The organism is Cedecea sp. P7760 (assembly GCF_013386425.1).
Classification (GTDB): Bacteria; Pseudomonadota; Gammaproteobacteria; order Enterobacterales; family Enterobacteriaceae; genus Cedecea; species Cedecea selenatireducens.
Map to the genome: position 1 here is coordinate 93,905 of NZ_JACARU010000026.1, position 15,257 is coordinate 109,161.

Consider the following 15,257-nt stretch of genomic DNA (forward strand, 5'->3'; position numbering starts at 1 on the left):
ATTGACAAGGTGGTAATCTTGTCCCGCTTAACAAAAACGGGGCTAAAAAATGGCAATTCAGGGTATCGAAGGCGTACTGCAACAACTTCAGACGACCGCGCTGGCGGCGACCAATCCCGCGGCATCGGCTGCTGCGCCAACGGTCAGTTTTGCCGGCGAGCTGCAGGCGGCTTTAGGGCGCATCAGCGAAACGTCCAATACCGCGCGCGCTCAGTCAGAGAAGTTTGCCCTGGGCACCCCTGGCGTAGCGCTGAATGACGTAATGGTCGATTTGCAAAAATCTTCCGTTTCTCTGGCGATGGGTATTCAGGTACGTAACAAGCTGGTTGCAGCCTACCAGGAAGTGATGAACATGCAGGTGTAGGTGATTAAGCTATTTGATTTTACTGAATAATTTAATCAAACCACTTTTGCGTGGGGCATGGATGGGGCAAATGACGATAATTTCTGGTTCAGGATGGCAAGCTGCTCACGGTCATTATCAGTCATCCACTTTCCGTAAACCTGATAAACCATCTGGGCATTGGCGTGTCCCATTTGAGAAGCTATAAAGTTTGGGTTGGCTCCAGCCGTTAATGACCAACATGCATATGTGTGCCTGGACTGATACGCTTTACGATAGCGTAAACCAGCACGACGCATTGCTGCCTCCCAACTCTGATTTACTGAGCCAACCGCATAGTGATTCCCAGACCGTCCGTTCTTTGCATGCAAAGAAGGATTAAACACAAAGGTGCATTTGTGTACCTCCTTCTTTTTGTACTCCCTTAAAACCACATCGATCTCATGTTGTTTTCCTAATCTGGTTAGTTCAGCCTGATCGCGCAAAACCTCCAGAGCAGCATCAATAAGTATGATGACCCTGTCTGTGCCCGCGTCTGTTTTTGGCGGGGTGAACTCTTTGGTTAAGGTATGGTTTCTTTTGACGGTCAAAGTTCCAGCTTTGAGGTCAATGTCTTCCCATGCAATGCCACACATCTCACCATGCCTCAATCCCGTATACACGGCCAAGGACCAGAAGTTCTTAACCTGTCGATTTGAACATGCATCAATCAGTCGAACAAATTCATCACGAGTAAGAGGATCTGGCTCTACTTTGGAACGGCGAAGCGGAGACATCCCATCCATGGGATTTTCGCTGATATAGCCATTGGCTTTAGCAAAGCCCATCATCCCGTAGATAACACCCATGTAGAAATTTACCGTTGCTACTGAACGACCTTTAACTATCGACTTATGGCCGCGCTTTGGGTTCTGCATGCCTGTGAGAAGTGACTTCCTCAGTGACATCATCTTTTCCTGATTAATGGAAGACAGAAGGGTGAATTCTCCGAGCATCGGCAGAGTGTTTCTCGCTGCAGACTTATACCGACCCATAGTGTTGTTGCAGATGTCTATTTCCTTGAGGGAAAGCCATTTTTCACATAACTCACCCACTGTTATATCGATCCTTTCCTCGCCAAATTTAGAAAGGTTAATCGAATCAGGGAACTGTGCTGAATAGCTGAATGAACCGGTCTTAATCGCAAAGCAGACGGCAGACCTGAGGTCTCCTGCAGACTTCCTGTTTTTTGGCGTGTCCGGGATGCTCAGTTTCTCCCTCACCCTCGATCCCTTGTACATAAACCATATGCGCAAAAAACCTCCATGGTTCTCTACGCCTGGCGGATAGCTGACTTTAGTCATTACTGCTCCTTAGTGGATAAAAAGAATCGGTAGGTTAAGCTTTTTTCCGTGCAACAGCACCTGGCTGATTCGATGCCTGACGCTCAATCCACACGTTTATCTCGGCCAGGTTATACATGCACTCGCTAGTCGGCTTCGGCTCACCTTCTGGAGAAACGTGAAGATATTGCCTTCCCTGCATCCATGATGCCTTCCTTGCTCTCTTTATCGTCCCCTCCCGCAGTCCTGTAATTTGCATCAACTTCTCTTCGGTTACCCACTTATTAGGCACTAGTTGAATCACTTCACTCATAACTTCCTCCCAATAAAAAACCGGCTCAGTGGCCGGATTTAGCGATGATTATTCGATGCGGATTCCGGGCATCCCTCCGGTAGCGATGACATCGTAGATAAGCTCTGCTGAGTGCGCATTACTAGCAGAGTTGCGACAGATGTCTGCCATTGCACTTACGGCTAAATCGCGCTTCCTGTCTGCTTCTGAACGGATAGGGCGGAAGCTCAAGGTTTTGTGCTTGTATGCATCAACGTTATCAATTCTGTAGTCATGCAGAACAACGATTTCACCTGCCATGTACTCGACGCGGAAGCGAGTCCACACGCGACTATCATCGCCTTCAAAATGAACCTCAACCTCAGTGCCTGCTGGGATTGGATAATCGCCATCCCACTCGGGCTTCTTAGATGCCACTAGTGCAGCTTCGTATTGCTCTCGTGTGACCTCTGCCAATTCCCAATCATCGGCGAGCGCAAAACCCAAGAGGGATGAACCGCCGCCAGCTCGATAAATATTTCCTGTGCGCCCTTGCACGAGCGCATGGATGTTCTCTGATGGCCACCCGCCACGCTTAGGAAGCTCTTTCACCAAAATCTCTAATAAAGTCATCACATCCTCCATAAACAACAAAACCCGCCGTAGCGAGTTCAGATAGAAAGAAACCCGCACTTGGCGGGCTATTCAGGCTTTGGTGCTGCGGCTATCGTGAAGAAGCCCTGACCAGAGCACTCCTCATACATCTGCCGTGCCGTTGCCAGTGCGCTATCCTTCTGAGCATCGTTGAGCAGATAAAAATCATGCCTGTAGCGCATAGCGATGCTATTTAAATGCGCCTTACTTGGAACCTTGGGCACCATCACCCAGCCCCCAGGCAGCTGCGGCGCTGCGTATAAGCCGACGGTGTAACCCTCTATAGCATTTCGCTTTCGGTCAGCAGGCCAAGCCCGGAGGTATAGCCCGGTAGCCTGCATGTTAGAAATCTCATGCTTCTCGGTGAACGCCACCGGCTCTTTCCCCGCTTCCCGCAATGCAAGTAGCTCGCGTAAACCATCCGCGGCCTGCAGCAGTTCCTGCGCCGCGCTTACATTGCCAAACTTGACGTTATCAGCCACATGCTCAAGTCTGCCAATAACGTATTCCAGGCGCTCATTGCTCAGGTTATTCATAAAGCCTCCTTCATGCTGTCTATTCTGCCTATTAGGCCGCTGAACAGTGCCGGGTGTATTTGGTCGCAAACATCCTTGAATTTCCCTGCCAGGAGTGTTTTTTGTTTGTGCCACTCCAGGTGGGCTGATACCGCATCATCAAATGAACCAAGGTGCTTTCTCTTCCCATTGACATTTATGTAGGAGTCAAACTTCTTCTTGAATTTACTTTTTGATGCTCCAGCAGGAAGACCGTTTTTCTTAACATTTCCAGCAGTCGTGAAGGTATTTAGTTCTTGGGGAATGAAAACGCAGGTGCTTGGTGAATAAACTTTATTGCCTGGAACAAGAAGATCTTTGTCAAGATGCCAGCCATCAACATGATTTAAGTCCCACCACTCCTTGAAGGCGCTGAAACTTTTCCACTCATCACACACCTTGCAGCCTTGGTAGTGTTTGCGCTTTTGTTGCTCCTTTTTGTCGTAGCAGCGCTTAATCATGTCTCGCCAAACTTGGTAGCTTTTGATATTGAACCTTCTCTTGCCAGACAAAAATGAAACAACACCGGGAAAATCATTAAAACCAAATCCATATACAGGAATCAGCGCTTCGAGTTGTTTAGTCATTGCTGGCCTCCTCACATTCGTGCATTTCTGGCTCATCCGCTTTGTAATAACCGCCGCAAAATCCGCAACGAACGTCCGGGGCTTCATCGTAATTTGCCGTGCCGGTAATCATCCCGCGCTCTTTCAGCGCTTCGGTGTTATTGCTCATCGCTGGCCCCATTGCGCAGTTCAGATGCGAATCCAGTACAGAGAAGAACTACACCTTTCCACTTGCGTTGCATCGCCTTATCCCCGGTGTGACGTTGATATTCTTGTCCTGCAAATTTTGATAAGGCATCAACACCCTGGGCGCGTATCTCTGCCAGCGCGGCGTCGGTGGCGCGAGTTTCGATATTCGGCAGTAACGCATAGTCGCAAACTGTCTCGATTGCCGGATCACAACTGTCATCACCGGTGAGCGGGCGCTCATCGACCTTCGTTGAGCTTTGCATAATGATCCCCCAGCACACGCTGCTGGTTTCTTCATCCCAGCCGTCGCAGGCATCACCGCGATAGTCGTCGATCGCTCCTTCGGCTGACTCAATCGCTTCCTTAGCCGACTTGTGCCACTCAAAGCCATGTTCTGAACCGTAGGAGAAGAATCCTGCAGCAGACTCACCAGACCTCAAGTCCGCGTTCTCCGCCGCCAGCCCCTGCACCTGCGCGGTGAGGTTCGTCACCGTGGCTTCGTAGGCGGTTAACTGGCGCTGGAGTTCGGCTATCTGCATGTCACGCCAGCCAAGCTCCGCTGCAATATCGGATTTGCTGTGAAGCCCTTCGCCGGTCATCGCTGACACGTGGCGGCAGTAGTGTCCGCCTGCTTCGTCCAGCGCCATAAGGTCACGTTCGGCGTAAAATTTATTTGTCATAGTCTTTCCTTAAGCGTCCCGTTAATGACGCCAATGTGATAGAGGAGTTGATAGATAGTGAATCGTGGAGATATGCGGCGCTCGTAGCTGAGAAGGATTCTGCGGTTGATGACTTCCCTGTCTTTTATGCTCTTGGCTTCCTCTGCCTTCCACGCTCCCTGAATCTCTTTCCAGCACTGACGAGCGGTTGCGCGAATGGCGTTAAGCTCTGCTGTTTCCATTGCGTATCATCCGGTTCAGATACTTGTTCTGGTTCACACTGGGAAAGCTGCAGCGAGCTAATAGCTCTGCTTTGGTGGGCATGGGTGCTTTGCAGGATTTATGGCGAGCTGATGCGTCACCCGGCGTTACATCCGGGTTGAACTGATGGCTAAACATGCTCACGCTCCACGTATTCAGAGATTTGTTTGCTGACGGACTGGCTGAGGTTTTCGATATGCAGAACCAGAGCTTGCAGGGACTGAGCTTCAGAGGTAAGGATTTCTCGATGGCAAAGCTCTTTTACCAGGTGCTCAAATTTGGAGTAGTACCGAGCTGAACTAAGGCCTTCCTTGCCAGCGTTATCGCCTTTTTCGATGATTACCTTCTCGCGTAAAACGAGGTCGTGAACAGTCCCGGTAATGACGTATTTACCGATTTCGATGTGAAGCTTCATGATGTTTTCCTGTTATCAGGCGCAAAGACCTAGCGAGGCGGCCAGTAGCTTTAGCCGCTCGTTTTCTTTCTCTGCGATTAATTGGGCTTTGAATGGGTTGGTTTCGATTCGGTTGTCTGGGGTAATCCAGCCACGGCGTTGGTAGAGATAGGGAAGGGTTACGCGGCCTGCGGTTATGGGGTCGTAGATGCCTTTCAAATCACCCTCACTTAATGATGAGGGATGGCTTGCCAAGCTTGATAGCAGCACCAGGGATGTCTATGCCAGCCTCAATCTGATGCTTTATTGCGAGCTTGTCAGGCTTGATGGTGGTTTCGTACTCGACGAACTCAGCAGGAATTAACCCAGCATCGACAATCTCAACGCATTTAGATGGCGCCCTAACGGTGACCTGATGAATCCCTGCTTTGATGGACTTCTTGCCAATTGTTTCCAAGGATGCAGCGATGTATGCCTTGATGCTTTCCACCTTGCCTTCGGTTGACCTAGCTCGCTCAGAAAGCTTCTTCGCCTCATCCTTGAGGGCGCCAGCATAGGATGATTCGTTTTTGCAGATTGCCAGCAGCTGCTCAACCTTATCGGTGAATTCTCCATCCAGACCCTCAATGGTGTCGGCGATCATCTCGGGCTCTAAGTCAGCGTCCAGCAACTGAGCGTACTGATTTGCGACTTCATACAGTTTGGTCATCGGTAACGGCCTCTAATTTAGCTTTGCATTCTGCGTAAATGGCCTGGATGTTTTGCTGCAACTTCATCCCGGCAGTCATCTTATAAGCGGTCTGGAAAAGACGTTTAAGCGAGTCCATTCCATCTGCTTTTTCCATTTCGTCGCAGAGAACCTTCACTTTGTCGAAAACTTCCTGTTGTCGTTGCTTTTCGGTAAGAACGACCTCGCTTTCCGTCGTGTGTGGCATCACTGGCTCCTGGTGAATTCCCTCTTCCTCATTGATAACGTGAATTGCGTTATCCAGGCGCTCAGCGCGAGGCCAGTATTTGCTTGCTCTCTTAACGATGGTTTTACGGGCCATCTCTTCCCAGAAGTTTTTCCATGGTCCATTTTTTGCCTTGCTTGTTGCTTCCGTAGCTTTGATTTCTGCCAGGCTCATTTCTTCAGTGAGATAGTCTCCATCAGGAGTTTTCACCGTGCAGTAGCCACCGACTACAGTTCCGCGGTCGCCGAATGCGTTGTATTTATGCGTCGGTGCAGTGTCGAGGCCATTCGATTCGTAGGTATCGTTTGAATAAACCAGTTTGCACTGACCCCACTTAATTGATCCGGCAGACTGAGCGAGGTGAAGAAGCCCCATGTAGCTGATATCAAGGCAAACCATGCCGTCGCGAGGGACCAGGTAAGCAAGCTTGCTGGCTGGGTTGAGAGTGATTCCAATGGCCGCTACGTTGATGATTGCGTTCTGTGCGCTGACAGGGTTAGCCATTGCTGTTTTTGTCAGGTAGTCATTGCGCTGGAATAGCTGCATTGCGAACTGGCTTTCCTTGGCCCATGTCACTGCCTGGTCGGTAAGCGCCCCGCAGAAAAGATGCTCCTGCTGTTTTACGAACTCGACGATATTCATTACGCCGCCTCCCTGTGTTCGTGTTTGGCTTTGAAAATCCCGAATGCATACTCAGCAGTTACCCGCGCCGTTAATGCATCCCAGAACCACTCAGAGGACTTTTCCTGATAATCCACATCATCACCTTCGAGATACTCAACGGCGTCTGCTGTGTTCTCGTCAGGCTTAAAATTGCGGAGTATCGTGGTTATCGGATCAGAACCTTTAGCTAGGCGCTCAACCTCTTCGGAAATTCGCTCGTTGTCGCGCTCGCTCAGGCCGGAAATGATGGCCTTAATTTCCTGCTTATCGGCATAAGTCAGTCTCATGATTCCTCCTTCACTGGCTCAGGAATTTTCACCGGTACGCCGAGGTCTTTAAGCAACCTGGCGAATTGTGCGTCGGTCATATCGCGAGGGGATTTGTTATTCATTTTCCCCTCCGGTACCACGGATGATTGATTGCAGACTTCATCTCTTCTCTGGCCTGCTGCCACATCTGGCCGTCGCCGAGATATCGAGCGATAACGGCCTTGCTCTGCGCTGCTTTGAGCTTGTTGTGGTTGATGCTCAGATGCTGTTGCATAAGGCCTCCAGTTGCTTGCGTGCTGCTTTGATGATTTGCTTAAAGCGACGGGATAATTCGGATTCTGGCGGGTAATAAGCGGACATGACGCCGCTACCCGCGATGGCGTACATCATGGGCTGTTCCTTAATTAATTTGTTTTGTATTTGATTTCGTAGAGTTCGGTAGTGACTTGATTTAGACGGCTCTGTAGTTCATTCAGATTTCTCGCCTGAGTCTCTATCACTTGGCGTGAAACTTCTCCAGACGCCATGGCAATTGCTAGCCGGGCTTTGTCAAGAACTGTTCCTTTTCCTGAAAATTTCTCGTGACCACAAAGCGATGAGCCAGAGAAGCCGTTCTCTGTCATGCCGTAAATGTCGATAATTTGCTCTGTTACGTGTTTTATTACGGCGTCGTAGCATGAAAGCGTTTCAATCAGTTCAACCTGCTGCTCGCCACTCATTAGTTCTACTAGCGATGAAAAATCATTCAGAGATATCGTGATGCCATGTGAGGATTTAATTTCGATGCTCATATGTCTGTCCTGTTTAGTTGTGCTCATTAATCAGCGACTGCGCTCAGTAATAAACGCGAATAAAAAAGCCGCACGAGGGCGGCTTATGACTACTGTTTTTCTACTGCTTTATGAGACCTGTAATCTTCAATAGCGTTAGCTATCGTTTCGATTGGGTCATGCTCTTGCGAGATAACTTCGCGGATTGACTCCTCGCTCGCATTAATCACGCCATCACCCAAATAAAACGCCAGGGCATTGATGATTTCTTCATACGGTGTTTCTTCCATACTTTTCTCCAGTTAAAAAGAAGCCCGCACAGTGGCGGGCAAACAATGATTCAGTATCAGCTCTCATTGGCATCTCATCATGTAAAGACTGATGTTCCTACAGCTAGACGGCGATGCCCCGCCGCAAGAATGTTCATTGCCGCATTTATATCGCGGTCGTGTGTTTCTCCGCACTCAACACATGTCCATTCTCTTATTCGCAAGCCTGTCCTACCTTTCGGACTGTTTTCGGATATGCATCCGCAACACGAACAAGCCTGGGTGGAGTAGTTTTCGTTTACGATTTCAAACACCACTGACCGCGCAATCGCTTTATATTCCAGTTGTGTTTTTAGCATTGACCAGCCAGCGTCCAGGACGCTTTTTGCCATTTTGGTTTTAACAAGCTTTGTGGAACTTACATCTCCGACAAATATCGCCGCATTCTGATTAACTAGCTCAGTAGTAAATTTGTGAATCGCATCCTTTCTGCGATTTTTAATTTTTGCGTGTATCGATCTGACTCTGCTTTTCTTTCTTGCCCTTTGTGAAACCCCAAGTGATGACTGCAGTTGTCTGTAAAAACCCCCAGAGGAAAGTCGCATTCCAGTTGATGTGGTAGCCACATCCTTTAACCCCAAATCAATTCCTATCGATGAGGTAGCATTTGTCTGCTCAGCATCAAATTTAACGCATATATTTAAGTACCATCTGCCCCTTCTGTCTTCGGAGAAGCATCCCGATCTTAAATCGTAATTGCCAATCCCATAGGTATCCCATACCTTAAAGTCATAGCCAGCAAACCTGATAGAGTCTTTTGACCATGTGACAGACCTTGATTTAAATGGCACCCAACCAAGAGACCTTCCTGACCCATGACTAATGCGCCAACGAAGCTTTGATCTCCTTGATTTGTTCCTTGATTTAGCATGTACAGCTATAGCCTCCTGAACAGTTGAGCTTCCTATGCTCCAATTGTTTATCTTTTGAATTCCAGATGTGGCCTTTTGCAATTCAAAAGCAGATAGCCATTTTGGTACCTGAGGCCCGTAATCCGAATGATTTTTATATGAATTGCAACTGATTTCATTTACAAGATTAAAAACCTGATTCACTTCTCTCGACATCCTTATAAGAAGTCTTGCGTGTCGGTCCTTTACCCTCAGAGATAGGGTTTTAAACATCTCGCTCATAAATGAAATCCTGTACTAATAGCAATCCATATTTATATAGCTAATTGCATCTCAGTGAAAGCTGATGCGGAGGTTACTCGGTGGGTGGTGCGGGAATTTTCATCCAGTGGGTGAATGCATTTAGTGACCTCGGGTCAGCATCTGCATTGGCTGAAAACCACATTCTTTCCCCTGAAATCATGTCATCTTCGACAAAGTGCGTTTCAACCCAGGTTGTGTCGTCAGTAGCGACAATCACGTATTCGCCTTCCGCTGGCATCTGTTTGCTGCATGGAATCCACTCCATATCCTCACCCTCTATTTAGTTGTGCGCCGAGAATCACTCATCTTCATCATCGAGTCCGTTATAGCATTCACGGCAAAAATCATCCCATTCACCATAAACCTCACCTTCTTTAAGGTGCTTACCGCATCCATCGCATACTGCATATGGCTCACTCATCACTCACCTCTGTTAAACCGTATGTAATAAAAAAGGCCGCCTAAGCGACCTACTGATAGTTATCTTCGTCGTATTCGTTCATGTTCACCTCAAATTAACGAGCAGTAACGCTCTCAGATTTACGATAGCCCGCCCGATATAGCGATATCTCTGGAAGGCAGCAGCTGCCATCCGTATAAACTTTGGTGTCCTGGGCGATTAATGCTTTCTGCACCCGGTCAACCTTTCGATTCAGCGTCAACACCTGGCGCTGCGGCTTTGCGCTTACTCCCACTAACAGGGGGTTAGCAGCTTTCCATTCAGCCTGTTTAGCTGCGCGGCGTTCGCGGCGACGTGCTTGTGAGTCCATACATCCTCCTGTCAGTGTGTTTAGGTAGATGGCGCGCCAGATGCTTATCTTCTGGTTGCTTCGGCGAGCTGCAATTCACGCCATCTCCAAAACAAACTGTTTCGGTGTATTTGCGCTTCTTCAGCGCTATCTGTTAATGAGCATTCACCGTCCTGGTGAGTAGTGCGTCCTGCTGATGAAACTAAGTATACAGATGGTAAACTTCATTGCAAATACAATTCGTATCATTGCGTTGTGATTAAATACAGATTGTTGATTGCTAAAGTAATTTATTTTTGTAAATGCCATCTCAGTGGCTGTGCGGTGGGTGGTTTTGGTGATTTGGTGGCTAGTGAGGCTGGGTAGTGCGGTGCTGTGCCTGGTTAGCTGCCGGGGTAGCGGCGCTCTGTGGATCAGTAGCGGGCAGGTGGGTTTTTAAGAAAATTGGGATCTGGAATTAAAGCATTGATATATATGGAATGATTGTTTATGCGGTGTTTGTAAGTTATTGATTTTATCGGTGGGCGCGTAAATTTGGGATCACGCTATTACAGGCAACAAAAACCCGGCTCGGTGGCCGGGTTGCATGTGTTACTTTTGGTTTTCACTTTTTGCTTTCTGGGCTGCCTGCTCAACTTGAATTGCCGTCAGAGTCTTCCCGATGTCATCCAGCTTGTCAGCTACTCTATTAAAACCCTGGGTCATGTCGTTGCGAAGCGCTGCATTGTCATCTGAGGCTGCCTTTCTGTCTGCTGCCATTTGCACTCTAATTTCTGACATCTGCGCATCTATTCTGTTTTGAGTCAGATTGAAGAAGCCAAAAACAGCGAGAATGACCAAGGCAAGGAAAGGCCAGCTGATTTTTAGAGCGTGAAGAAGCTCCTGCACATATGTTTTATTTGTCACTTGCTCCTCCTCAATCTCAATGGTTACAGTTTCAACAGCATACATTTTGCTGCCATCTTCATTGTCTATTCTAACACCGATTGCCTCTCGGTACGCGCTTTTCACTGTACCAGGTTTTGGCTCCCAAGCAAGATCATCCCACGGTATTACATTCATAACTTGCCGCTCGCTTCGAGTTTCCTCACTACTGAGCTGCAGTTGAATAGCATCGTATAGCCGCAGGTGTCACAGATAAGCGTGTAGTTCCAGACGCCTTTCCCTTGAAGCTGAGGGATCGGTAGTGTAACTATCATCGGCTTCTTTTTGTCATCATGGGAAGCTGCTACAGCCCAGTTGCCACTTTTGCAAACAGGGCATTTTACTGTGTCCCGGTTGGCATTCAGAGAATTGAAGTATGATTCCAGCCCTTCAATATCAAGTGCCATAGCCAGCTCTGGCATGCTTTTCTTATTATCAGACATTATTCATCCTTAAAATCAAATTGCAGCCTGTGTGCGGCCTCTACTCGAACGTCTCGTCAGGCCATTGGGACTTGACCACCTTGCCGATCACCCTACATGTCTCATTGCACGGTATGCTCTGGTAGCGCGGGTTAGGGTTAAGCGGCTCCAGCCAGGGCTGCCCGTCATCCCACGTGAACTTCTTGAAAGTCACCTCTGTATCACCAAACACACTGGCAACACAGAAATCACCTGGATTAACGTCCTCTGCTGGGTCTACCAGTATCAACATGCCTTCAGGGAAGCTGGGTTTAAGACCCTGCGGCGCAGTCATAGAGTGACCAGATACCTCAAGCCAGAACGAATCGTTGCTCGCCTTCTTGGTTGTGGCTACAAGCCTCTGTGCGTCGCGTTCAGTGAATGTTCCTACCTCTGCAAACTGACCAGCCTGAACAGTAGTGAAGAGCGGGTATTCATATTGAGGAGTTACTGGTTTTCCTTCAGAAAACTCCCCAACAGTGAATGTCCCATCAGAATTTAATTTAACATCCTTAACCCCAAGCATCTCGAAGACAGCGCCTATTTCCTGAAGTGACGGATTTCTCCTTCCATTCAGCCAATGGCTTACCGCGCCTTTGGTTACCCCAAGGCGTTCCGCAACCTTATCCTGGTTTAAACCAAGCGCATCGATCCTTTGCTTCGCAATATCGTACCAGTTCATTTTCATCCCTAAATTATACATTCCGTATCAATCGTTGATAGTCACAACTCGTAAACCATGTATTGCGATTTTGAATACGATGTGTATACTTAACATTGAGAAAGGAGAACCCTATGAATAACATTCGCACTTTTCGTGAGCGCTTTGGGTTAACGCAGGGAGACCTTGCAAAAATCGTTGGTTGTACTCGTGGAGCAATCTGTCACTACGAGACCGGGCGAAGAGGGATGGACATCAATTTATGCCGAACTTTCATCGAGGCATTTAAAGAGTACGGCCATAACGTAACCATTGATGACCTTTTCCCACCTAAAGCAGCATAAGCACCACCCCCGCTCTTTACACATCCCGAGCTGAAGAAGCTCAGTAATCCAAAAGAATACAAATCTCAGTGGCGACCGCTACGGCTTCGTCACGTAACTCATTAACTATGGAAATTATTACGCATGGAGCACGCAAGCTACAGCAAACCAACCCAACGCGAGATTGATCGCGCAGAGACAGACTTACTCATAACCGTATCTCAGCTAACCGGCAGAACCTTTGCAGAGCTTGCTGGATGGCATGAATCGAAGGTAAGTCGCATGAACTGGCGTGATATCGCCACAGTTTTCTGCATAGCCAGGATAGCTATTGAGGTGAGTCCTATTGGACGGGTATTGCAGGAAATTAAGCAGGTTGCAGGAAAGAAAAAATCCCCGGCGGCAACCGAGGATTCTAAGCAAATAACCATGAAATTCTAGTCGTAATAACTGGATCAATTCACAGGAGTAATTCTAATGCCGAAACGAAGAAATTACCAGGAAAAAGAAGAGCGCCGCCAGCCGGATTCACCTGATGGATTGGTCGTTGCAGCTGCCAATAACAAGCCGTTTGCAGAGCGGTTTATTGGCGTTTTCAGACTAGCCAAAGCAGGAGTGAAGAAAGATGGGCGTCGTTAAGTTATCAGACTACAGGCCGCCGCTGGAGGTCGTGGAGCATCGCGTGGCGCAACTCGAAGATGGCTTTACTCGCATAGCGAATGAGCTACTGGATGCCGCTATGGCCTCCGGGCTGAGCGAAACGGAACTTTGCGTACTGCTTGCTGTATTGAGAAAAACCTACGGGTTTAGCAAGAAGATGGACTGGATAAGCAACGAGCAACTGGAAGAGATGATAGCCAAGCATCATACCCACTGCTCAACGGCTAAGAACCTGCTTATCAAAAAGAAAGTGCTTATGCAGGAAGGAAGAAAGGTCGGCATGAATACCAATATTTCTGAGTGGGAAACAAAGCTTAACGGGTTCTGCAAAACATTAGCTAAACCTGCTAAGAAAACCTTAGCAGAAGTTGCTATTGAACCTAAGCAGAAGTTGCTAACCACAAAAGACAATATACAAAAGAAAAAAGAAAATACCCCCATACCCCCACAGGGGGCTGTCAGAAATTCACGACAAACAATCCAATTCGACCGTGAAAGAGTTAAGTCCACATGGAACGCAAAAGCTGAGTCCTACGGACTGCCAAAAATCCGCAGCATCACTTCCACTGTCGAAAAGGGTTTAACCAACCTCTACAAAGCCCACCTGAAGCAATGCAAAGAAACCGGCCGTGAGCCGCGGGACGTTGACACGCTGATTAACGGATACCTGGAGTTTGGCTACCAGCCGACGCGCTGGGCGATGGGGGACAACCCTGAGGGCAAGAAGTACGGAATCGAAACCGCACTTCGCCAGCAGAAAATTGACGAGATACTCGGACAGGAGGCCTGATGGACAGCTACGCATTCGAAGAGCAGCTCATTGGGGCAATGATGATCCGCGGCGACCACATCGACTGCCGAGACATCGCAGGAAAACTCCCTGAAGAAGCATTTTTCAATCATCACCTGCGCCAGATGTACCGCGTTATCACTTCACTGCTGAGCAAAGCTGAGCCCCTGGAGATGTTCGCCGTGCAGGATGGCGTACCGGAAGCGACAAAGCACTTCGTTCTGGAGGTCGCCGGCCGTTGCACATCAACCGCAAATCTCCGCGGCTGGGCTAAGCGAGTCAGGCAGTGCTGGATGCTCCGCAAGGGTGAGGCTGAATTACTCCAGGCTGCCGAACTTCTGCGCTCCGCAAGCACCCACGACATCAACGAAAAAATCGCAGAGGTTAGCGGTATTGTCGGCCGGCTGCAGTTCGAAACCAATTACCGCCTGCCGCGGAAGATTGGCGACATGCTCGGTGATTACATGGATGTCCTGGAAAAACGAATGCATGGCTCTGAATCTGGGCTCTACCTGAAAACCGGTATCGAACCGATGGACGAAGAGTACGGAGGATTTGACCGGACAGACCTGATCATCATCGCCGGTCGGCCTGGCATGGGGAAAACAGAGCTTGCTATCAACATCGGTAACTCAATCGGCCGGCAGCGTGGACGAGGCTTAATGATTTCGATGGAGATGTCCGAAATGCAGGTTGTCGAGCGTCACGTAGCTGATCGCGCCGGAATCGCAATCGGATCCCTGCGTAACCCACTGGATATGATTGATGAGCAGTACACGCGATTAACCGCGGCAACAGGGCAGCTTCAGGATGAAGAAAACTACGTGCTGGATGAAACCCTGGGTGTGGACGAGATTATCGCCCATGCAGAGCGGCTTAATATGGACGGCGGCCTGAGCTTTGTCTCTATCGACTACCTTGGCCTGATGAAGAAACCAAAAGCCGAGCGTAACGATATCGCCATCGGTGAAATCACCCGCAAGCTGAAGCAGTTCTGCCTTCGCAACAAAGTCCCGGTAATCCTTTTGTCACAGCTTAACCGCGGCGTGGAAACTCGCATGGATAAGCGACCGACACTGGCAGACCTGAAAGACTCCGGCGCGATAGAGCAGGATGCAGACGTAATCATATTCCCGTACCGCGACGAGGTATACAACGACAAGAGCGACATGCGCGGTATCGCTGAAATCATCGTTGGCAAATACCGGTCTGGTCAGCCAAAGACGTTCTACATGGGCTGGCGTAACGGGCATTTCACAAACATCGATCAGGACGACGCAGCGCGACAGTTCGCAGAAAACGAGCGCAAGCAGGAGCCGGTTAAGGACTGGAGATAAA

The 15,257-nt window shown here is 48.8% G+C and carries 29 protein-coding genes and 1 pseudogene; 6 read left to right on the forward strand and 24 right to left on the reverse strand.

The window, feature by feature from the left end:
• Nucleotides 1–49: 49 nt before the first annotated feature.
• Nucleotides 50–364: a flagellar hook-basal body complex protein FliE gene (gene fliE, locus HX778_RS11825; protein ID WP_038481626.1), complete on the forward strand. Its 315-nt coding sequence runs from the start codon at nt 50–52 to the stop codon at nt 362–364.
• 35 nt (nt 365–399) lie between these two features.
• Here fliE and HX778_RS11830 read toward each other — a convergent pair whose 3' ends face one another.
• The 24 genes and pseudogenes from HX778_RS11830 to HX778_RS11945 all read right to left on the reverse strand — a co-directional run bounded on the left by HX778_RS11830 (nt 400) and on the right by HX778_RS11945 (nt 12,167).
• Complete coding sequence (locus HX778_RS11830; RefSeq protein WP_176982070.1) at nt 400–1,686, reverse strand: site-specific integrase; 1,287 nt, start codon at nt 1,684–1,686, stop codon at nt 400–402.
• 34 nt (nt 1,687–1,720) lie between these two features.
• Complete coding sequence (locus HX778_RS11835) at nt 1,721–1,978, reverse strand: excisionase family protein (protein ID WP_176982071.1); 258 nt, start codon at nt 1,976–1,978, stop codon at nt 1,721–1,723.
• 48 nt (nt 1,979–2,026) lie between these two features.
• Nucleotides 2,027–2,569 carry a hypothetical protein gene (locus tag HX778_RS11840; RefSeq protein ID WP_176982072.1) on the reverse strand — a complete coding sequence of 181 codons (543 nt, stop codon included), beginning with the start codon at nt 2,567–2,569 and terminating at the stop codon, nt 2,027–2,029.
• A gap of 68 nt (nt 2,570–2,637) precedes the next feature.
• A complete protein-coding gene (locus HX778_RS11845) occupies nt 2,638–3,126 on the reverse strand; it encodes a hypothetical protein (RefSeq protein WP_176982073.1) in 489 nt (162 codons plus the stop codon).
• Entirely contained in the window at nt 3,123–3,731 is a 609-nt protein-coding gene (locus HX778_RS11850) for a hypothetical protein (protein WP_176982074.1), read from the reverse strand. Before HX778_RS11850 ends, HX778_RS11845 begins: the two co-directional genes overlap by 4 nt.
• Nucleotides 3,724–3,879: a hypothetical protein gene (locus HX778_RS11855; protein WP_176982021.1), complete on the reverse strand. Its 156-nt coding sequence runs from the start codon at nt 3,877–3,879 to the stop codon at nt 3,724–3,726. Before HX778_RS11855 ends, HX778_RS11850 begins: the two co-directional genes overlap by 8 nt.
• On the reverse strand, nt 3,869–4,579 hold the full coding sequence (locus HX778_RS11860; RefSeq protein ID WP_176982075.1) for a hypothetical protein: 711 nt from the start codon (nt 4,577–4,579) through the stop codon (nt 3,869–3,871). The genes HX778_RS11855 and HX778_RS11860 overlap by 11 nt, the downstream gene beginning before the upstream one ends.
• A complete protein-coding gene (locus tag HX778_RS11865) occupies nt 4,576–4,800 on the reverse strand; it encodes a hypothetical protein (RefSeq protein WP_176982076.1) in 225 nt (74 codons plus the stop codon). Before HX778_RS11865 ends, HX778_RS11860 begins: the two co-directional genes overlap by 4 nt.
• Entirely contained in the window at nt 4,781–4,957 is a 177-nt protein-coding gene (locus HX778_RS11870; RefSeq protein WP_176982077.1) for a DUF2737 family protein, read from the reverse strand. The genes HX778_RS11865 and HX778_RS11870 overlap by 20 nt, the downstream gene beginning before the upstream one ends.
• Nucleotides 4,950–5,234 (reverse strand): hypothetical protein, encoded by a 285-nt coding sequence (locus HX778_RS11875; protein WP_176982078.1) that lies wholly within the window; start codon nt 5,232–5,234, stop codon nt 4,950–4,952. Before HX778_RS11875 ends, HX778_RS11870 begins: the two co-directional genes overlap by 8 nt.
• A 15-nt stretch (nt 5,235–5,249) precedes the next feature.
• On the reverse strand, nt 5,250–5,483 hold the full coding sequence (locus HX778_RS11880) for a DUF1317 family protein (RefSeq protein WP_370527388.1): 234 nt from the start codon (nt 5,481–5,483) through the stop codon (nt 5,250–5,252).
• Nucleotides 5,440–5,922 (reverse strand): siphovirus Gp157 family protein, encoded by a 483-nt coding sequence (locus tag HX778_RS11885; RefSeq protein ID WP_176982080.1) that lies wholly within the window; start codon nt 5,920–5,922, stop codon nt 5,440–5,442. The genes HX778_RS11880 and HX778_RS11885 overlap by 44 nt, the downstream gene beginning before the upstream one ends.
• A complete protein-coding gene (locus HX778_RS11890) occupies nt 5,906–6,808 on the reverse strand; it encodes a RecT family recombinase (protein WP_176982081.1) in 903 nt (300 codons plus the stop codon). Before HX778_RS11890 ends, HX778_RS11885 begins: the two co-directional genes overlap by 17 nt.
• Complete coding sequence (locus tag HX778_RS11895) at nt 6,808–7,116, reverse strand: hypothetical protein (RefSeq protein WP_176982082.1); 309 nt, start codon at nt 7,114–7,116, stop codon at nt 6,808–6,810. Before HX778_RS11895 ends, HX778_RS11890 begins: the two co-directional genes overlap by 1 nt.
• A 100-nt stretch (nt 7,117–7,216) precedes the next feature.
• Nucleotides 7,217–7,372, reverse strand: a complete 156-nt coding sequence (locus HX778_RS11900) for a host cell division inhibitory peptide Kil (RefSeq protein ID WP_176982083.1) — start codon at nt 7,370–7,372, stop codon at nt 7,217–7,219.
• Nucleotides 7,357–7,488: a hypothetical protein gene (locus HX778_RS11905; protein ID WP_176982084.1), complete on the reverse strand. Its 132-nt coding sequence runs from the start codon at nt 7,486–7,488 to the stop codon at nt 7,357–7,359. The genes HX778_RS11900 and HX778_RS11905 overlap by 16 nt, the downstream gene beginning before the upstream one ends.
• Nucleotides 7,489–7,502: 14 nt before the next feature.
• Entirely contained in the window at nt 7,503–7,889 is a 387-nt protein-coding gene (locus HX778_RS11910; protein ID WP_176982085.1) for a hypothetical protein, read from the reverse strand.
• 89 nt (nt 7,890–7,978) lie between these two features.
• Nucleotides 7,979–8,158 (reverse strand): hypothetical protein, encoded by a 180-nt coding sequence (locus HX778_RS11915; RefSeq protein ID WP_176982086.1) that lies wholly within the window; start codon nt 8,156–8,158, stop codon nt 7,979–7,981.
• Between the two features lie 77 nt (nt 8,159–8,235).
• Entirely contained in the window at nt 8,236–9,330 is a 1,095-nt protein-coding gene (locus HX778_RS11920) for a transposase (protein WP_304515774.1), read from the reverse strand.
• A gap of 73 nt (nt 9,331–9,403) precedes the next feature.
• On the reverse strand, nt 9,404–9,616 hold the full coding sequence (locus HX778_RS11925) for a DUF551 domain-containing protein (RefSeq protein ID WP_176982087.1): 213 nt from the start codon (nt 9,614–9,616) through the stop codon (nt 9,404–9,406).
• 325 nt (nt 9,617–9,941) lie between these two features.
• A pseudogene (locus tag HX778_RS11930) lies at nt 9,942–10,121 on the reverse strand (antitermination protein N); the annotation flags it as partial.
• Nucleotides 10,122–10,691: 570 nt separating this feature from the next.
• Nucleotides 10,692–11,162: a hypothetical protein gene (locus HX778_RS11935; protein ID WP_176982089.1), complete on the reverse strand. Its 471-nt coding sequence runs from the start codon at nt 11,160–11,162 to the stop codon at nt 10,692–10,694.
• The gene (locus tag HX778_RS11940) at nt 11,159–11,467 is read right to left on the reverse strand and encodes a hypothetical protein (protein WP_176982090.1); all 309 of its coding nucleotides are present in this window, start codon (nt 11,465–11,467) and stop codon (nt 11,159–11,161) included. The genes HX778_RS11935 and HX778_RS11940 overlap by 4 nt, the downstream gene beginning before the upstream one ends.
• Before the next feature lie 40 nt (nt 11,468–11,507).
• Nucleotides 11,508–12,167: a LexA family transcriptional regulator gene (locus HX778_RS11945; RefSeq protein WP_176982091.1), complete on the reverse strand. Its 660-nt coding sequence runs from the start codon at nt 12,165–12,167 to the stop codon at nt 11,508–11,510.
• 113 nt (nt 12,168–12,280) lie between these two features.
• Between HX778_RS11945 and HX778_RS11950 the strand changes: the two genes are divergently transcribed.
• The 5 genes from HX778_RS11950 to HX778_RS11970 all read left to right on the forward strand — a co-directional run bounded on the left by HX778_RS11950 (nt 12,281) and on the right by HX778_RS11970 (nt 15,256).
• A complete protein-coding gene (locus HX778_RS11950; RefSeq protein WP_176982092.1) occupies nt 12,281–12,490 on the forward strand; it encodes a helix-turn-helix transcriptional regulator in 210 nt (69 codons plus the stop codon).
• Between the two features lie 123 nt (nt 12,491–12,613).
• Entirely contained in the window at nt 12,614–12,910 is a 297-nt protein-coding gene (locus HX778_RS11955) for a CII family transcriptional regulator (protein ID WP_176982093.1), read from the forward strand.
• Between the two features lie 36 nt (nt 12,911–12,946).
• Nucleotides 12,947–13,108 (forward strand): hypothetical protein, encoded by a 162-nt coding sequence (locus tag HX778_RS11960; RefSeq protein ID WP_176982094.1) that lies wholly within the window; start codon nt 12,947–12,949, stop codon nt 13,106–13,108.
• Entirely contained in the window at nt 13,095–13,919 is an 825-nt protein-coding gene (locus HX778_RS11965; RefSeq protein WP_176982095.1) for a replication protein, read from the forward strand. The genes HX778_RS11960 and HX778_RS11965 overlap by 14 nt, the downstream gene beginning before the upstream one ends.
• On the forward strand, nt 13,919–15,256 hold the full coding sequence (locus HX778_RS11970) for a replicative DNA helicase (protein ID WP_176982096.1): 1,338 nt from the start codon (nt 13,919–13,921) through the stop codon (nt 15,254–15,256). Before HX778_RS11965 ends, HX778_RS11970 begins: the two co-directional genes overlap by 1 nt.
• The last annotated feature ends 1 nt before the right edge of the window (nt 15,257 follow it).